This window comes from Nocardioides stalactiti (assembly GCF_014180715.1).
Lineage (GTDB): Bacteria > Actinomycetota > Actinomycetes > Propionibacteriales > Nocardioidaceae > Nocardioides > Nocardioides stalactiti.
This window is the reverse complement of the sequence record NZ_JACEFC010000009.1, coordinates 23723-40848: the sequence shown is the minus strand read 5'-3', so window position 1 is coordinate 40848 and position 17126 is coordinate 23723. Positions and strand designations below refer to the sequence as shown.

Below are 17126 nucleotides of genomic sequence, written 5' to 3'. Positions count from 1 at the left end.
ACCTGACGACGCCGCAATCTGCGTCACGCCCGGCTCGAATGCGCGTCACAATGGCCTAGAGCACGTCCTGCTGTCGTCCGCACACTGCTAGACGTGATGAGTGAGCAGCGAGCCGATGTCGTCGTCATCGGCGCAGGGGTCTCCGGACTGACGGCGGCGCGGCGACTGACCCAGGCCGACCACAGCGTGGTCGTCCTAGAGGCCGACAGCAGGGTGGGCGGACGCACCGTCAACCTGGACCTCGGCAACGGCGTGATCACCGAGGGCGGCGGCCAGTGGGTCGGTCCCGGCCAGGACCGGGTCCTGGCCCTGATCGACGAGCTCGGCCTGAGAACGTTCGACACTTTCGTCGACGGCAAGTCGATCTACCTGCGCAACGGGAGGGCGCGGCGCTACGACGGCACCATCCCGCCTCTGCGCCCGCACGTGCTGGCGGACTACGCCCAGGCGCAGCTAAGGCTCGAGCGGATGGCGAGGTCGGTGCCGCTCGAGGCGCCGTGGACCGCCCGGAAGGCCCGGGAGTGGGACGCGACCACCTTCGGCGGATGGCTCGACGCACACACCTTCACCGAGGAGACCCGCCAGCTGTTCACGCTCGCCTTCACGGTGGCCAACAGCGAGGACCTCCACAGCACCTCGCTGCTCCAGCAGCTCTTCCGGATCGCGGCGTGCGGCGGCATCGACCACATCGTCAACATCACGGGCGGCTCCCAGGAGTCCCGCGTGGTCGGGGGCACCCAGGAGATCGCGCGGCGGATGGCCGATGACCTCGGCAGCCAGGTCGTCCTGGGCTCCCCCGTCAGCGCCGTCACGTACGACGAGCAGGAGGTCCTCGTCCGCTCGGCGCGCGTCGACGTCCGCGCCCAGCGGGCGATCGTCGCGATGGCTCCGCCCGACGTCGAACGGATCCGGATCACGCCCGACCTCCCGGTGCGCCGCGCGATGCTGCAGCGCCGCTGGGCGAGCGGCTCGGAGAGCAAGCTCTTCGCTGTCTACGACCGGCCGTTCTGGCGCGAGCAGGGGCTCAACGGCCAAGCAGTCACCGACCTCCCCGTGGCGAGCTACGTCGTCGACAACTCGCCACCCGACGGCAGCGTGGGCATCCTGCTCACGTTTGTCGGCACCGCCTCCTCCGGCTACGGCCAAAACTGGAGTGACGCGCTGCTCGACGACCCGCAGGTCCGGCGCGACGCCTTCCTCGCCGACCTGACCACGATCTTCGGCCCCCAGGCGGCGCACCCGACGACGTACCTCGAGAAGACCTGGTCGCACGAGCCCTGGATCAGCGGCTGCGTCGGCTCTCGCCCGCCCGGCCTGCTCACCCAGTACACCGACGCCGACCGGCGGCCCGTGGGGCGCATCCACTGGGCCGGAACCGAGACGGCGATCGTCAACCAGGGCTACCTCGACGGCGCCGTCAGCGCCGGCGAGCGCGCCGCCGACGAGGTCGGTCGCCTCCTCGAAACCACCACCATCACCAGCGCCAGGAGCAAGTCGTGAAGAAGCCCCAGAACCAGACCCAGTCGGCCATCGAAGAGCTCGACGTCGTCATCGTCGGCGCCGGCATCACCGGCATCGGGGCCGCGCACTACATCACGCAGGCGTTCCCGGACAGGCGGGTGACGGTCCTGGAGGGTCGTGCCGACATCGGCGGCACCTGGGACCTGTTCCGCTACCCGGGCATCCGCTCGGACTCCGACCTGCACACGTTCGGCTACGAGTTCAAGCCCTGGAAGGACCGCTCCGCGATCGCCGACGCGCCGCTGATCCGCAACTACCTGCACGAGACCGTCGAGGAGCACGACCTCGCGCGGCTGATCCGCCTGCGGCACCGGGTCGTCGCCGCGGCGTGGTCCAGCGCCGAGGCGGCCTGGACGCTGGACGTCGAGGTCGACGGACCGGACGGCGCGGTGGCCGAACGCAAGCAGATCAGGACGAACTGGGTCTTCGCGGGCACCGGCTACTACCGCTACGACGAGGGCTACACGCCGCACTTCGAGGGCCGGGAGGACTTCGAGGGCGACATCATCCACCCGCAGCACTGGCCCGAGGGCTTCGACTACGCCGGCAAGGACGTGGTCGTCATCGGCAGCGGCGCCACCGCCGTCACCCTCATCCCGTCGATGGCGAGCGGCCCCGGTGCTGCAGCCCACGTCACGATGCTGCAGCGCACGCCGACGTACATCCTGTCGTTCCCGCGCGTCGACTCCCTGGCGCTGCTCCTCACCCGCCTGTTCGGCGAGCGCCGCGGCTACGCGCTGACCCGATTCAAGAACATCTGGCTCGACCGCGCGACCGTCGTCGGTCTGCGCAAATTCCCCCGTGCCGGACGCGCGCTCATCCGCAGGGTCAACAAGCGACTCCTGCCAAAGGGATTCGACGTCGACACGCACTTCAACCCGCCCTACGACCCCTGGGACCAGCGCCTCTGCCTGGCCCCGGACGGAGACTTCTTCACGACGATCCGCGACGGCAAGGCCTCGGTGGTGACCGACAAGATCGAGCGCTTCACCCGGACCGGGGTCCTGCTGGAGTCCGGACGACACCTGGAGGCCGATGTCATCGTCACCGCCACCGGGCTCAACATGCGGCTCTTCGGCGGCATCCAGCTCACTGTGGACGGCCGGTCCGTCGACGTGGCTGACTCCGTCAGCTACCGCGGGATGCTGCTCTCCGGGATCCCCAACTGGGCCATGGCCGTCGGCTACACCACCTCGTCGTGGACGCTGAAGATCGGCCTGATCTGTCGCTACTTCACCCGCCTGCTCGCGCACATGGACGCCTCCGGCTACGACGCGGCAGTCGCCGTCGCCGAGCCCGGGATGGAGACCCGACCGGTGATGGACCTCAGCTCCGGGTACGCCCAGCGGGCTGCCGGAATCATCCCGCGCCAGGGCACCAAGGCGCCCTGGCGGATGGCACTGGCCTATCCCGAGGACGCCAAGCTGCTCCGTGGGCCACTGTTCGACGACAGCGTCCACTTCTCCTCGCGCGCCGACCGGACCGTCGGCGAGCCGAGCGCGGTGCACGCCGATGCGTGAGCCGATGCAGGACATCAAGCAGGGCGCCGAGCACGATCGGTTCGCCGAGCTGGCCCACGGCACCCGTATCTGCTATCGCGTCGACGGCGCAGCTGATGCCCCGGCGCTGCTGCTCATCGCCGGGCTCGCCGAAGACCTCACCAGCTGGTCCCCCACCTTCGTGGCCGGGCTGGTCGCGAGCGGAACGTGCGTGATCCGCATGGACAACCGAGACTGCGGACGATCGTCGTACGCCACCACGCCACCGCCCAGCGTGATGCGTCAGCTCGCCGCGCGGCCGCGTCCCGACGCCTACACCCTCACCGACATGGCCGCCGACTGCGTCGGGCTGCTCGACCACCTCGGCATCGCCTCGGCCCACGTCGTGGGCCGCTCGATGGGCGGCATGATCGCGCAGACGCTCGCCGCCTCCTGGCCGGACCGCGTCCGGACCTTGACGTCGATCTACTCCACGACCGGCAACAAGAAGGTCGGCCAACCCGCCTTGTCGACGCTGGTGCTCCTGGCCAGCCCGCCGCCGCGGACCCGGGAGGCAGCGGTCCGCGCCCACCTGCGGATCACTCAGCACATCGCGGGCACCGGCCACCGTCCCGACGAGCACGAGGAGACCACCCACGCGCAGAACACCTGGGACCGCAGCGCCGGAGACCAGGCGGCCGGCAGCGCGCGCCAGATCCAGGCGATCCAGGCGCCCGGCGACCGGACCGCGCAGCTGCGCGCGATCACCGCGCCGACCCTGGTGATCCACGGCGACCGCGACCGCGTCGTCGCGCCGACCGGTGGGGCCGCCACCGTCGCCGCCATCCCGGGCGCCCGGCAGGTCGTCGTACCGGGGATGGGACACCACCTCCCCGACTCCCTGGCCGACCGGATCGCCACCGAGGTCGCCGACCACATCACCGGCGAGCCGCGCCGACCGCAGACCCCACGGAGCGCACGATGATGGAACTGCTCTTCCTGATCGCCGACCTCTGGATGATCTACGCTGGCTTCACCTGCGGCTGGAAGTTCATCCGGCACTACGGGAACTACCTGCTCGGGCTTGAGTGGATGGTGGTGGGCACCTCCGGCACGAACTTCCTGCTGTGGTCACTGCTCGGCGGGGACGAGGACAGCCCGTTGTACTGGTTGGCCTACTACTTCGACGCTTTCTCCCGCTCGGTCGGCGTCACCTTGATCGTGGTGCTGGGGCTGCTGCGCGTGACCCACCGCTATCACCCCTCGCGAACGGTCGACGTCGGTGCGTTCGTCCTGGCCGCGATCGCGGGACTCTACCTCCAGCAGTTCCATCACGGATTCCACGCCGGCCCGGCGACCTTCTATGTCGTGGTTGCCTTGCTGACGTCCGTCTTCGTGTTCTGGTTCGCCAACCGGCTGAGGCAGATCGGCGCCCATGGCCACGCGATCGCCACCGCGCTGGTCACCGCGGCCGGCCTTGCCATTGCCATCACCTACGACTTCTTCCCGATCCCGGGCGATGACGAGTACCGCACCATCTTCTATACGCTGGCGCTCGCCACCTGGGGAACGCAGCTGTTCGTCCTCTTCCGCGCCTACGGCGCACTGCACCAGCACAACGTGGCCTCGGGGGTCGAGTCCGCGGTCAACCGTCGCGCAGATGCACGAACGTGAGGGCGGCCGCCACGTTGGTCGCGTTATCGGCCAGCGGTCGCGGAAGCAGGGAATCGGCACGAGCCAGACGCCGCTCGACCGTGCTGCGATGGGCGAACAACCGCTCAGCGGCCGCCGAGGCGTTGAACCGCTCCTCGACATAGGTCAGCACGGTGGCGCGAACCTGCGGGTCGGCACTCGCCAGCGCACCGAGCGTGTCCGCGACGAAGTGCTCGGCCTGGGCCAGGTCCGCGGCGAGCACCGCGACGAGCTGGACGTCCTCGTACCGGACCACCGAGCGAGCGGACCCGAGCCGGGCCAGCACCCGCTGCGCTGCCAGCGCATCGAGGTGGCTGCGCCGGAACCCTTCGAGGTCCCGCGCAGGTCGGCCGAGTGCCACCCTGGCGCCCGGCAGCTCGGCCAAGACCTCCTCCAACGCGTCAACCGATGGCGCCCGGCCGGCGGGTAGCCACAGCCAAAGAGCCGCCGTGCTCGCCACAAGGGTGAGCCGACGACCGGCGCCGCAAGCACGCATCACCTGTTCAGCCGCAGGCTCGAGGCTGGAAGCCGCGTCGAGGGAGTCCACCCAGACGACAGCAGCGAGGTGGTCTCCGGTCAGCGCGTAACCGACCTTGGCCTCGGCCCGCGCGCGGCTGATCGGAGCACCTTCAAGCAGCAACTGGACCGTGGCCTGACGCTCGGCCTGGGCGCCTCGGGCGAGCTCCTGTCGTTCGGTGTCGATGTGGGCCGACAAGACCGCGACGGTGTCGTCCACGAAGGTGGTCATCGAGGCCGCAGATATGTCAAGGAGGTCGCGCAGGTCGGCAGAGTCGTCGGTGGCCTCGAAGCAAGCGTCCAGCCAGGCACGCCATGCGGCTCGCTGCGACGCGCGCCACGAGCCGATGTCATCCATGCCCATTCCGCGCCGCACCAAGTCGCGAGCGAAGGTGAGCGTCTCCTCGTCGACATAGGGCGGCACCCGCCGGCCGGGGTGGTGCATGTTGGCGGTAAGCCAATGCACGAGGTGCGTCCGGCTCAGCCGGCGATCGCTCTCGTACAGAACAGGGTCCTCTGCGATCGCCGGGTAACGAGTGCCGCCTCGCTGCGAAGCTGCGACCACCTCCTCGACGAGCCCTGCAACCGACAGCAACACCCGCTCGGCCACGACGCGGATGAGCACCGCTACCTCGCCGCGCGGTGCAGGCCACAACTCCTCCGGCTCCGCTTGCATGGATGAATGATGCCCGACCCCGGCGACCAAGGTCGCGGCCCCCAAGCCCTGAAGGAAGGAATCAGTCGTGACGACGGTGATCGTGGAGTAGCCGATCCCGCTACACCCGGGGCGGACCGATCGGCGCGACCTCAACAGGTGCTGGACCAGAGACCCGGGGCCGTTCACCCCGATCGCCGTGGGCCCTCGCCGAGCCGACCGCCAGGGCCAGAGTCACAGCCACGTTGTCTCGGTAGATACCGCCGCCATCACTGCTGCGCAGAACCGAGTGAGCAGCCGACATCTAGATCAATCTGGGTGCAGCACTACCGCCTTGGGCCTTCGCAGAAGGAGCTAGTCTGTTACAACTCCGGTACAAACAGCCGGCCGATTTCGACGTTTGCGCAGGTCAACGTGGGTCAGTCAGTCAGAACTACGACATCTGATCGGACGTCGTACGACGGCCCGTCCTGCTTCGGCAGGGCGGGCCGTCGGCCGTCTGGGCCGCGCCACCCCGAAGGCCCCAGCGACCAAGCCGACGTCCCGGCGGAGTGCACCTAGCGCGGGCTGCCGATCCAGTCGCGGATCGTGGCGACAACCAACCCGGGGTCGTCGTACATCGGGACGTGACCGACGCCAGGAAGGACCCGGAACGACGACCCTCGCCTGTTCCCGCCAGGTCGCGATAGGTCATCGAGTCCCCGGAGATCGCGTCCGCCAAGGCCACCTCGTCGGCGTGCACCTCGGCCGCACGGAGGACGACCTCGTGGAGCGGGAGCTCCGGGACGTCCACCTCTGGAAGTGAGCTCGACAGCACGGCATGCCCCCGTCCTCGGCGGCCTCACGTCCCGAGGCCGGACGCCTGAGTCAACAACGACCTCCAGCCGCCCCGCAAGGTGCTCGAGTGCCGCGACAGTGGCGTCCGGTGCCCATACCCGGGTCGAGACCGAAGCCTTCGCCCCCGGCGTGGCCCCACCCGGGCGGGGCACGGTCTGCGTTCAGAGGGGTGACCTCAACCGGATCGAGGAGGTGGCCACCGTGGCTGCACGTAGAGGCCTGGCGACCCTTGTCGCCGTGGGCGCATGCGCTCAGACCATCGTCGGTTGCGACGCCGACGCAGACCGACCTGACGGCAGGGATCCTGCGCCGGCTCTCACTGAAGCATCGACGCCGACCGCGTCGGCGGGACCGGACGACCGGCTCGTCCGGGTCGTCGTCGAGCACGTGTGCACGAACAGCGAGCTGACGCGGTGTCCCGCGCCCGAGGACCGGCCACCTCCGTTGGAGGTCGAGGTGGCGGTGCCCGAGGGATGGCAGCAGCTCGAGGAGTTCCCCAACGTGATCTCCCCCGACCTGCCCACCCCCACCGAAGGTCCGGACGGCGCTGCCCTCCTGCTGGGCTGGACGACCTTCCAGGTGGGCCTGAACTCCGACCCGTGCCTGACCGCTGCGGAGGTCGACCAGTTCCCCGATGGTCACGAGACCCCTGACGTCCGGGTGGGGCCGAGCGTGGATGACTTCGTGGAGGCGGTCCAGGAGGTGCGGGCGTTCGACGTGACCCGCCCGGTGGACACCGAGGTCGGTGGTCACCCGGCGCGGTTCTTCTCCTTGGAGGGACCCGACGACCTCAGCGCCTGCGACCTGTGGCGTCCCTGGGACCCCGGGATCTTCGCGCAGGGAGAGAGCAACCACTGGGACGTCTGGGCTGTCGACGTCGACGGCGACCGGGTCGTGATCCTCGCCCAGCACTTCCCGGACACTCCTCCGCAGGCCGTGGCCCAGCTCGACGCGATGGTCGCGACGATCCGTTTCGAGGCGTAGCAGGACGTCGTGGAACGACCCCCACCCGCGGGAGCCCGAATGTGCGTTAGGAGTGCCGGAGAGGGTCGTCGCGAGGAGAGTGGGGCCATGGACCGGGAAGCCGAGCTGCGCGAGTTCGTGGCGGCGCGGGGAGCTGCGCTCTCACGGGCGGCGTACCTGCTGACCGGCGACCACCAGGCAGCCGAGGACCTGGTGCAGGACACCTACGTGGTCATGGTCCGGCGCTGGCAGAAAGCCGGTTCGGTGGACCCTGAGGCCTACGTCCGCAGGATCCTGTACAGCCGGTTCGTCGACACCTGGCGACGGCGGCGACTGCTGGAGCTGCCCTGGGCTTCACCACCTGACTCAGCGGGGCGGGACGAAGCGGCCGCGGCCAGCGATCGACTGACGCTCGCCGGCGCTCTGGATCGCCTCACGCCGCGACAGCGCGCAGTGCTGGTGCTGCGCTTCTACGAGGACCTCACCGAGGTGCAGACCGCCGACGTGCTCGGCATCAGCGTGAACACGGTGAAGTCACAGGTCCGGGTCGCGCTCCAGCGGGTGCGTGAGCTCGCGCCCGGAAGTGTCGCCGCGTTCGAAGGAGTCGACTCATGACCGGTCTCAATGATGCGTTCGACGAGATCGTCGCCGACGTCCCGGCCTACGGCGACCTCGAGCGCGCGATCGAGCGGGCCGCCCGTGAGGAACGTCGTCGACGGTTCGGGCTCCTCGCCGGCATCGCGGTTGCCGCGGCGGTGACCGTGGTCGCAGGGACGCTGGCGATCACCCGCGAGGACGCCGCTCCTCGACCGGTCGATCCGGTGATCGCCCCGACCGACACCGAGGCGTCGGTCGTCCGCGACATCCAGGACGGTCCGCTGGACCCTGGCCGGTACCGGTACGTCCTGGAGAACGCGTGCGCCGACGTGCCGGGCTGCTCTCGCCCGAGCTCCCTGCCTCCGCCTCTAGATATCGAGGTGACGGTGCCGGCGGGATGGCAGCAGCTCCCGGACTTCCCCAACGTGGTCACGCCGGAGGGCGGTCTCCCGACACGAGCCCCGGACGGAGCCGCGCTGGTCCTGGGCTGGACCAGCTTCTGGGCAGGGCTGTACGCCGATCCCTGTCTTCCGGATGATCCCCGACCACCCGGCATCACGGTGGGGCCCNGGGGCCCGGCGCCGACGACTTCGTCGACGCGGTCCAGGCCAGGAAGCGGCTCGACGTCACCCCGGCGGTGGACGCATCGGTCGGCGGCCACCCCGCGAGGTTCTTCACCCTCAGCGTGCCGGCCGACATCAGCGGCTGCGAGTTCTGGCGCCCGTGGGAGCCGAGCTTCCATGCCCAGGGGCCGAGCAACATCTGGGACATCTGGGTCGTCGACGTCGACGGCTTCCGCGTGGTGATCGTGACCCACTACTTCCCCGACACCCCGCCCGACACGGTCGCCGAGCTCCGCCAGATGGTCCGATCCCTCAGCTTCCGGACCCGGGACTGACAGCCCCGGCTGCTACTGCACGACGAGGCGCGCCGGCACAGAGGCCTGACCTGTCGTTCACCCGGAGAGGCGCTCGCGGAGCTCTCGCTTGAGGATCTTGCCGCTCGGATTGCGCGGCAGGACGTCGAGGAAGTGCACGTCCCGGGGGGTCTTGAACCGCGCCAGGTGGGCGGCGACGTGCTGCTTCAGGTCGTCGGCCGACAGCTCCGGGTCGCGGGCGACGACGAACGCGACGAGCCGTTCGCCGTACTTCTCGTCCGGCGCTCCGATGACGGCCGCCTCGACGACGTCGGGGTGTCCGCCCAGCAGCTCCTCGACCTCCCGCGGGAAAACGTTCTCCCCCCCGGACACGATCATGTCGTCGTCGCGTCCGTCGACGAACAGCCGACCGTCCGCATCGAAGTGGCCGACGTCGCCCGACGACATCAGGCCGTCGATCATCTGCTTGCCGCCTCCCCCGGTGTAGCCGTCGAACTGCGCGGGGTTGCCGACGAAGATCCGCCCGGTGCCGCCGCGCGGCACGCGCGTGCCGTCGTCGTCGTAGAGCCGGACGACGGTGCCGCGCAGCGGGCGTCCCACACAGCCCGGCTCGGCCGCGAGGTCGGCCGGTGTCGCCAACGAGACGTAGGCGACCTCGGTGGATCCGTAGAGGTTGTAGAGCACCGGGCCGAGCCGGTCCGTGGCCCGCCGGCACAGGTCCGCGCCGAGCTGCGACCCGGACAGGAAGACGATCCGCAGCGCGGAGAGGTCCTTGTCCCCCCACGCCGTCGGCGGCAGGTCGACGATCCGCTGGAGCATCACGGGCACCGCGACCAGCACCGTCGGCCGGTGGGTGTGCAGGCTCTCGAGCACCGCCGCCGCGTCGAACCGGCGACGTACGACGAGCGTGTTCCCCATCGCCAGCGCGAGCAGTGCCGTCGCGAACCCGAGCGCGTGGAACATCGGGGCCGCGCACTCGACGACCTCGCGAGTGCGGAACGGGACCCGCTCCAGCAGCCCGCCGAGCGGCTGCAGGCTCCGCGGCTCGGACCGGGTCGCTCCCTTCGGCGTGCCCGTCGTCCCGCTGGTGAGCAGGACGATGCTGGCGGCGGTCCCGGCGCGCGGCGCCAGGGAGGTGTCGCCGTCGACCGGGAGCGTCTCGGTGAGGACGTGGCCGAGCGGGAGGTCGACCCCGTCGAGGAGCGCGGCGTACTCCTCGTCGCACACCAGCAGGGCGGCGCCCTCCCGGGCGGCGACCTCCCGGATCTGAGGGCCGGCGAAGTCGGTGTTGAGCAGCACGATCCGCGCACCGCACTTCGCGGCGGCGAACACCGCGCCGAGGAACCCGCGGTGGTTGCGCGCCAGGATCGCGACGCCGTCGCCGGGCTGCAGCCCGGCCGACCGCCACGCGTGAGCGATGGAGTTGGAGCGGAGGTCGAGGTCCCGGAACGAGAGGGAGACGGTCTCGTCGATGACCGCGGCGCGGTCGCCGTAGCGGATCGCACCGATGCGCGCCAGCGCGCCGAGGCCGCCGTACCTGGCCACCGCCTCGCCCATCTGGGCGAGCTGGTGCGGCCACGCCGGTGCGAGCAGGCCCGACCGAGCGACGATGGAGAGGTGGAGGGTCTCCTCGGCCGCCCGCCGCAGCAGGTTCGTCGCGCGACCTGCGTGGGGGTGCGCCACGAGGTTGACGGTAACAGAGGTATCAGCAACCGTCGGTCCCACGAGATGGGTCTGCCGGCCCGGTGCAGGATCGAGAGGAACGACATGGAGCTCAACCGGAACGCGTTGCTGCGGTCCGCCGCGCGAGCGGCCAACCGGGTCGGCGTGACTCCGGTGGAGCGCGCATCGCTCACGCGCGCGGTCCAGCGGATCGGCGACCCGGGCGGGGCCGCCGCGCTCCGCAAGGCGGTCGACGGCAAGGTGGTCCTGGTGACCGGTGCCTCGTCCGGGATCGGGCGAGCGACCGCGGTCCAGCTCGGTGCGGCCGGCGCTGTCCTCCTGCTGGTGGCGCGCAGCGAGGACCTGCTGGACGACGTGTGCCGCGAGGTGGCCGCCGACGGCGGGGTCGCCCACGCCTACCCGTGCGACCTGGTCGACCTCGACGCCGTGGACGCGCTCGTCAAGGAGGTGCAGGAGACGCACGGCCGGGTCGACATCGTGGTCAACAACGCCGGGCTGTCGATCCGACGCAAGGTCAAGCACTCGGCCGACCGGTTCCACGACTTCGAGCGCCCGATGGCGCTGAACTACTTCGCTGCGATCCGCCTCGTCACCGGGGTGCTGCCCGGAATGGTCGCGCGGAGGAGCGGGCAGGTCATCAACATCTCCAGCTGGGCGGTCCAGGTGCGGCCGTCGCGGTTCTCCGGCTACACGGCCTCCAAGGCCGCGCTCGAGGCATGGTCGGACTGCGTGCAGGGCGAGGTGCTCGACGACGGCGTCGTGTTCACGAACGTCCGGATGCCGCTGGTGCGGACGCCGATGATCGCGCCCACCAAGATCTACCGGCGGATCCCCGCCCTGACCCCGGACGAGGCGGCGGCCGTGGTCTGCAGCGCAGTCGTCAACCGCCCCCGTCGGGTCAGCCCGTTGGCGTCCCGCTTCATCAGCATCGCCGAGGCGATGAGCCCGAGCGCGGGTGACCGGATCCGCAAGAACGCCGTCTGACAGCACCCGATACGCCGGGAGCGAGCTCGTCGATGCCAGGCGGATGCGGATCGTCTCGCGCCGCGGGTCGAACGACGTGCCAGGGTCGTCCTACCGCGCTGTGGAGCGGACCTTGGAGGGTGGCAGGTCGAACCAGCGTCGACACGCGCGGGTCAGCGCGCTCTGCTCGCTGAGACCGAGGACGCCGGCCAGCTGGCCGAGCGGCATCTCGGTGTCGCGCAGGTATCGCTCGGCTTCCTCGCGTCGTACGTCGTCGACGATGGCGGCGAAGGAGGTGCTCTTCTTCGCCAGGTCGCGTTGGAGCGTCCGGGGATGCACCGCCAGCTGGGCGCAGACCAGCTCGAGGGTCAGGGCGCCGGTCGGCAGCATCGTGCGCACCAACCGCCGGACGTTCTCCCCGGTGCTCGTGGCGTCGGGCAGTGCGACCGTGTCGAGGTACTCCTCGACGACGGCGTGCACTGCGCTGTCGGCGTCCATCGGCAGCGCGAGGACCGAGGCGGGGAACCAGAAGCCGTAGGCGTCACCGGCGAACTCGACCGGACAGCCGAAGTACTCCTCGTAGGCGTCGGCGTCGGTGAGCGCCTGGTGCCGGAGCCGGACCCGGGTGGGACGGAACTCGGGTCCTGCCAGGAGGCGGAACACCTGGCAGGACACACCCAGTGCGAGCTCGGCTGCCTGCCGGTGCGCCGGTGGTCGCTCAGCGATGATGCGCCACTCGAACCTCGCCAGGTCGTCGCCCGCGGACCAGGTGACGGTGATCGAGATGGCAGGGCTGTAGATCGCCATGTACTTCTCGATGGACGCCAGCGCCGCACCCACGGAGGGTGCGGTCTTGGCGGCGACGCCGAGCGGGCCGAGGATGTCGAGTCCTTGCCGGTGCGCCAGCAGGCGGCCGAAGTCACCAGCGCCGGTCGCCCGTGCGGCAGCCTCGAGCGCCGCGATCACGCCGCGGTACTCCAGGTAGCTGTCGTGGCTGCCGACGCCAGCCGGGTCGAGGTGCGCTCGGCGAAGCAGGGGGTACGGGTCGGCACCGAGGTCGCTCGCGAGGTCGACGAAGCCTTGCAAGGCAGTTCCTCGAATGAGCGACATGTCGTCCAGAGTCAAGAAGATGTCGTCGAGAGTCAATACCTGGTGCGGCGGTCCGGGTGACCCTTGAGTGCCCGCCAGGGCCACTCACCAAGGGAGAACCTCATGAGTCGTTTCGACATCACCCAGACCAACATCGCCGTCGAGCGCCTGCTCGAGACCACCACCAACCCGCGGCACCACTGGCTGCTGCAGGCCTACAACCGTCATCGCTACCTGGAGATGGCCGGCCGCTGGAAGGACATCTTCGCCCCGGAGATGACCGTCGAGCACCCCGTGTACCACTTCAACGTCTTCGGCATCAACACCGTCCTCGAGGGCGCTGAGGCGGTCCAGGCCGTCTACGAGGAGTGGTCCCGCACGGCCCAGTGCGTCTTCTACGCCACCGACGAGAAGCTCGCCGTCGGCGACAACATGATCGTCTCGACGGCCACCATCTACCAACAGACCCCCGGCCGGCTCCTCGTCGAGGCCGGGGCGCCCGTGGACCCCCAGAGCCACTACCTGGTCGCCAACGTCGAGCACATGATCTGGCCCTACGACGACGAGGGCCGCCTGGTCGGCGAGGACGTCTGGGAGGTCGACGAGGCCCAGCGGCAGATCATCCCGCTCGACCCGTCCGAGGTCCTCACCGTCGAGCAGTCGTCCCAGCTGCTCGACCCGCTCATCAAGCCCCTCCCGCCCCGCCCCTTCTGATCACGGGTGGGGCGTCCCGCGCTCGTCCTCCACCATCGACGTCAGGATGCGACGGGCGCGGAGGGCGGCGCGGTCGGCCTGGACGTTGACGTAGCGCCGCGGGGTCGCGTCCTCGTCGAGGCAGCGCTGCATGGTCTCCAGCACGGCGAAGTCGCGGGTGGCCATCTCGTGGAAGACGGCCGCGAGCCGCTCCCCCACGTCGGGCGAGACCGCGGTGCCGCGCCAGGAGAGCTGGAGGAAGACGTGGGTCGACCCCGCCGACGCGGGGGTGAAGCCGTGGGTCCGCACGAGCTCCAGCACGGGGCCGTCGGAACCGGTGATCGTGTAGGTCTGCCGGTGCAGGCCAGGGCTCACGAACGCGCCCGTCTCCTGGCGGCCGTACGACGCGACGTCGTCGAGGCCGGAGACCTGCGCCTCCCACGGCGCCAGCGGCGCCTTCGGCAGCTCGCGCTTGTAGGACACGGCGACCTCGGACACCTCGACCTCCTCCAGCGGCGGCAGCGCCTCGATGCCCGGCGGCACCATCTCCGGGTGCATCGCGAACACGTTGGTCAGGTCGAGGTAGTGCTCGTGCAGCAGCATCAGGTTGGCGGCGACGTCGCGCCGCTCCCCCACGCTGCTCCAGCCGTCACCCTGAAGACAGGGCGTGGCCGGCGGTGGCCGCAACCGCTCGCCCCCGGGCGTGCCGGTCCAGACCCAGACGAACGGGGCGCGCTCGACCACCGGGAAGGCGCGCACCTGCGCCCCTGAGGGCGGGTTGTCCTGCGAGGGCACCCGCACGCAGCGACCGGTGGCGTCGTACGTGCAGCCGTGGTAGCCGCACACGACGAGGTCGCCCTCGCGGTGGCCGGCCGACAGCGGGTAGGGCCGGTGCGCACAGCGGTCCTCCAGCGCGGCGATCGACCCGTCGGCGAGGCGGAGGAGCACGACGGGCCGGTCGACGATGCGCCGAGCGGTGAACCCGTCGCCGACCTCGTCGGAGGTGGCAGCGACGTACCAGCAGTCCTGGGGGTAGCTCATACGTCCAGCACCAGCTTCTTGGAGAGCGATCGGGAGACGCAGGTCATGATCGTGTCGCCGCGTTCGCGCTCGGACTTGGACAGGATCGAGTCACGGTGGTCGGGCGTGCCCTGGAGGACGTCGGCCTCGCAGGTGCCGCAGATCCCTTCCATGCAGGAGCCGAGCACGTCGACGCCGGCCTTCTCGACCGCCTCGAAGATCGAGACGCCTTCGGTGACCGTCACGGTCACTCCCGTGCGCGTGCACTCCACCTCGAACGAGTCGAGCGCGTCCTCGGACGCCACGACCTCCTTGGCGGCGAACCGCTCGAGGTGGACGCTGCCGTCCGGCCAGGCGCTGCACGCGTCCTCGACCGCGTCGAGCAGGCCGCTCGGGCCGCAGCAGTAGACGAGCGTCCCCGCCTGCGGCGTCGCCAGGAGCGACGGGAGGTCGAGCCGGTCTCCCTCGTCGCGCGGCGCCAGCGTCACGCGCGCATCCCCCTCGAACCGGTCGAGGAAGGCCATCGACGCGCGGGTGCGGCCGGCGTACAGCAGGCTCCACTCGGCGCCGCGCGCCTCCGCCGCCTCGATCATCGCGAGGATCGGCGTGATGCCGATGCCGCCGGCGATGAACTGGTAGCGCGGCGACGCGACGAGCGGGAAGTGGTTCCGCGGTCCGCGCACCCGGACGGTCGCGCCCTCCGTCAGCTTCTCGTGGACGTACGACGAGCCGCCGCGGCTCTCCGGGTCGAGGAGGACCCCGACCTTCCACGACGACTCGTCGGCAGCGCTGCCGCACAGGGAGTACTGCCGCGTCAGCGACGGCTCGAGGACGAGGTCGATGTGCGCGCCCGCGGTCCACGACGGGAGCTGGGCGCCGTTCGGTGGGGCGAGCGTGAGCTCGACGACCCCGTCGGCCACCTCGCGACGGGCGGCGACCTGCAGGTCGACCTCGCTCTCCGCGGTGCCGGTGACCCAGCCCTTTCGGGATTCGATGCGCGTGGGCTGAGGCACCGCCGCCGCGCGGGTCCGGGGCCGAGGCTCCTGACCGATCGGCGCGAGAGTCACCATCATCTTCGTGTAGCCACGGACGAAGTTCGACTGCAGGTACTCCGGCTCCTCGACGACCTCGATGTCCGAGAACCGGGCGAGCAGCTCCTCCCACAGGATCCGCAGCTGCATCTCGGCCACTCGGCTCCCCATGCAGCGGTGGACGCCGATCCCGAACGAGAGGTGGTGGCGTCCGTTGTGACGGTCGATCACGAAGTCGTCGGGGTTCTCGAACGTGCGCTCGTCACGGTTGGCCGAGGCGTACCACATGACGACCTTGTCGCCCTTCCGGATGAACTGGCCGTTGAGGACGGTGTCCTTCGTCGCGATCCGACGCATGTAGGCCAGCGGCGTCTGCCACCGGATGATCTCCTGGACGAGCTTCGGGATGAGCTCGGGGTTCGCCTTGAGGCGGTCGAACTCGTCCGGGAACTGGTTCAGCGCGTAGACCCCGCCCGACATCGAGTTGCGGGTGGTGTCGTTGCCACCCACGACCAGCAGGATGAGGTTGCCGAGGAACTCCATCGGCCGGTTGATGAGGTCCTTGGTGTCCTCCGACATCTGCATCAGGGTGATCAGGTCGTAGCCCGGCTTCTCGCCGCCGGCGAGACGGGCGGCCTTGTCGTGCCAGAGGGTGCTGAAGCTCTTCGCCATGTCGGCGACGCCCGTGTACAGCTCGTCCATGTCGACCGCACCGCCGGTCGCGGAGGCGCTCGCGCCCGCCAGCTCGGTCCAGTACACGAGCTTGCGGCGGTCCTCGTACGGGAAGTCGAGCAGGGTGGCCAGCATCCGCGACGTGAGCTCGATGCTCACCTTGTCCACCCAGTCGAACGGCTCGCCGACCGGCAGGGAGTCGAGGACCTCCGCCACTCGTGAGCGGATCAGCCCCTCCATCTCCTCGAGGTTCTGCGGAGCCACGACACCCTGGACGGCGTTGCGCTGCTGGTCGTGGCGCGGCGGGTCCATGGCGATGAACATCTCGATGTCCAGGCCCTCCGGCGGGGTGCCGATGACGATCTGCGGCTCGGCCGAGTACGTCGAGAAGTCCTTGTCCACGGTGACGATGTCGTCGTACCGGGTGATCGACCAGTACGGACCGAAGGGGCTGTTGGCCTGGTAGTGCACCGGCGCCTCGTCACGGAGACGCTTGGCGTAGGGCAGCCACTGACCCTGGCCGTAGAGGAACGGGTTGCTGAGATCGATCTCGGTCAGCGGGACGTCGTCGACGTCGGGGATCTCCTCCTCGATGAAGACCGGCTGCCGGTCACCGAGCACCAGCTTCTTGGCCTTCTGGAACAGGTGCAGTCCCTGGACCTGACGCTCCATCGGGATCGTCGCCTGGGCCTTGTTGATGATCTGGTCGAGAACGCTCATCGTCTGGACCTCCTCGCCGCTAGTTTCGTGGGACACCCCGACCACTGCAACAAGGAAGACCGCGGGTCGAGTCGCCGGAGTCGTCAGACTCGCACCCCCGGGCGACGCGACTCTCGTAC

At 70.1% G+C, this 17126-nt stretch carries 14 protein-coding genes; 9 read left to right on the top strand and 5 right to left on the bottom strand.

Annotated features, from left to right (window positions below; translation table 11 throughout):
* Window positions 1-93 precede the first annotated feature (93 nt).
* The 4 genes from H0487_RS23155 to H0487_RS03220 are packed head-to-tail and all read left to right on the top strand — an operon-like array spanning window position 94 to window position 4673.
* On the top strand, window positions 94-1500 hold the full coding sequence (locus H0487_RS23155; protein ID WP_312855805.1) for a flavin monoamine oxidase family protein: 1407 nt from the start codon (window positions 94-96) through the stop codon (window positions 1498-1500).
* Window positions 1497-3041, top strand: a complete 1545-nt coding sequence (locus H0487_RS03230) for a flavin-containing monooxygenase (RefSeq protein WP_312855804.1) — start codon at window positions 1497-1499, stop codon at window positions 3039-3041. The genes H0487_RS23155 and H0487_RS03230 overlap by 4 nt, the downstream gene beginning before the upstream one ends.
* Complete coding sequence (locus tag H0487_RS03225; RefSeq protein ID WP_220793037.1) at window positions 3034-3984, top strand: alpha/beta fold hydrolase; 951 nt, start codon at window positions 3034-3036, stop codon at window positions 3982-3984. The genes H0487_RS03230 and H0487_RS03225 overlap by 8 nt, the downstream gene beginning before the upstream one ends.
* Entirely contained in the window at window positions 3981-4673 is a 693-nt protein-coding gene (locus tag H0487_RS03220) for a transporter (protein WP_183092788.1), read from the top strand. The genes H0487_RS03225 and H0487_RS03220 overlap by 4 nt, the downstream gene beginning before the upstream one ends.
* On the opposite strand, the gene H0487_RS03215 is transcribed toward H0487_RS03220, so the two are convergent.
* On the bottom strand, window positions 4645-5883 hold the full coding sequence (locus H0487_RS03215) for a PucR family transcriptional regulator (RefSeq protein WP_183092787.1): 1239 nt from the start codon (window positions 5881-5883) through the stop codon (window positions 4645-4647). The two genes, H0487_RS03220 and H0487_RS03215, sit on opposite strands and share 29 nt — an antisense overlap.
* Window positions 5884-6900: 1017 nt before the next feature.
* Here H0487_RS03215 and H0487_RS03210 point away from each other — a divergent pair.
* The 3 genes from H0487_RS03210 to H0487_RS03200 all read left to right on the top strand — a co-directional run bounded on the left by H0487_RS03210 (window position 6901) and on the right by H0487_RS03200 (window position 9157).
* Window positions 6901-7683 (top strand): hypothetical protein, encoded by a 783-nt coding sequence (locus H0487_RS03210; RefSeq protein ID WP_183092786.1) that lies wholly within the window; start codon window positions 6901-6903, stop codon window positions 7681-7683.
* 87 nt (window positions 7684-7770) lie between these two features.
* The gene (locus H0487_RS03205; RefSeq protein WP_183092785.1) at window positions 7771-8277 is read left to right on the top strand and encodes a SigE family RNA polymerase sigma factor; all 507 of its coding nucleotides are present in this window, start codon (window positions 7771-7773) and stop codon (window positions 8275-8277) included.
* A gap of 619 nt (window positions 8278-8896) precedes the next feature.
* On the top strand, window positions 8897-9157 hold the full coding sequence (locus H0487_RS03200; RefSeq protein WP_183092784.1) for a hypothetical protein: 261 nt from the start codon (window positions 8897-8899) through the stop codon (window positions 9155-9157).
* A gap of 57 nt (window positions 9158-9214) precedes the next feature.
* On the opposite strand, the gene H0487_RS03195 is transcribed toward H0487_RS03200, so the two are convergent.
* Window positions 9215-10819, bottom strand: coding sequence for an AMP-binding protein (locus H0487_RS03195; protein WP_183092783.1), 1605 nt, complete (start codon window positions 10817-10819; stop codon window positions 9215-9217).
* Window positions 10820-10903: 84 nt separating this feature from the next.
* On the opposite strand from H0487_RS03195, the gene H0487_RS03190 reads away from it, so the two are divergent.
* Entirely contained in the window at window positions 10904-11803 is a 900-nt protein-coding gene (locus tag H0487_RS03190; protein ID WP_183092782.1) for an SDR family NAD(P)-dependent oxidoreductase, read from the top strand.
* Window positions 11804-11893: 90 nt separating this feature from the next.
* Here the strand turns inward: H0487_RS03190 and H0487_RS03185 are convergent, their stop codons facing one another.
* Entirely contained in the window at window positions 11894-12868 is a 975-nt protein-coding gene (locus H0487_RS03185) for an AraC family transcriptional regulator (protein WP_220793036.1), read from the bottom strand.
* Window positions 12869-12994: 126 nt separating this feature from the next.
* Between H0487_RS03185 and H0487_RS03180 the strand changes: the two genes are divergently transcribed.
* Window positions 12995-13585, top strand: coding sequence for a hypothetical protein (locus tag H0487_RS03180; RefSeq protein ID WP_183092780.1), 591 nt, complete (start codon window positions 12995-12997; stop codon window positions 13583-13585).
* Here H0487_RS03180 and H0487_RS03175 read toward each other — a convergent pair whose 3' ends face one another.
* Window positions 13586-14605, bottom strand: coding sequence for an aromatic ring-hydroxylating dioxygenase subunit alpha (locus H0487_RS03175; RefSeq protein WP_183092779.1), 1020 nt, complete (start codon window positions 14603-14605; stop codon window positions 13586-13588). It lies immediately after the preceding gene.
* Window positions 14602-17007, bottom strand: coding sequence for a cytochrome P450/oxidoreductase (locus H0487_RS23145; protein WP_183092778.1), 2406 nt, complete (start codon window positions 17005-17007; stop codon window positions 14602-14604). The genes H0487_RS03175 and H0487_RS23145 overlap by 4 nt, the downstream gene beginning before the upstream one ends.
* Window positions 17008-17126: the final 119 nt, after the last annotated feature.

What these genes read in the sequence shown, in the direction of transcription:
- H0487_RS03225 (WP_220793037.1), top strand. Translation starts at nt 3,034, where the DNA reads ATGCGTGAGCCGATGCAGGACATCAAGCAGGGCGCCGAGCACGATCGG.
- H0487_RS03220 (WP_183092788.1), top strand. Translation starts at nt 3,981, where the DNA reads ATGATGGAACTGCTCTTCCTGATCGCCGACCTCTGGATGATCTACGCT.
- H0487_RS03215 (WP_183092787.1), bottom strand. Translation starts at nt 5,883, where the DNA reads ATGCAAGCGGAGCCGGAGGAGTTGTGGCCTGCACCGCGCGGCGAGGTA.
- H0487_RS03205 (WP_183092785.1), top strand. Translation starts at nt 7,771, where the DNA reads ATGGACCGGGAAGCCGAGCTGCGCGAGTTCGTGGCGGCGCGGGGAGCT.
- H0487_RS03190 (WP_183092782.1), top strand. Translation starts at nt 10,904, where the DNA reads ATGGAGCTCAACCGGAACGCGTTGCTGCGGTCCGCCGCGCGAGCGGCC.
- H0487_RS03180 (WP_183092780.1), top strand. Translation starts at nt 12,995, where the DNA reads ATGAGTCGTTTCGACATCACCCAGACCAACATCGCCGTCGAGCGCCTG.
- H0487_RS03175 (WP_183092779.1), bottom strand. Translation starts at nt 14,605, where the DNA reads ATGAGCTACCCCCAGGACTGCTGGTACGTCGCTGCCACCTCCGACGAG.
- H0487_RS23145 (WP_183092778.1), bottom strand. Translation starts at nt 17,007, where the DNA reads ATGAGCGTTCTCGACCAGATCATCAACAAGGCCCAGGCGACGATCCCG.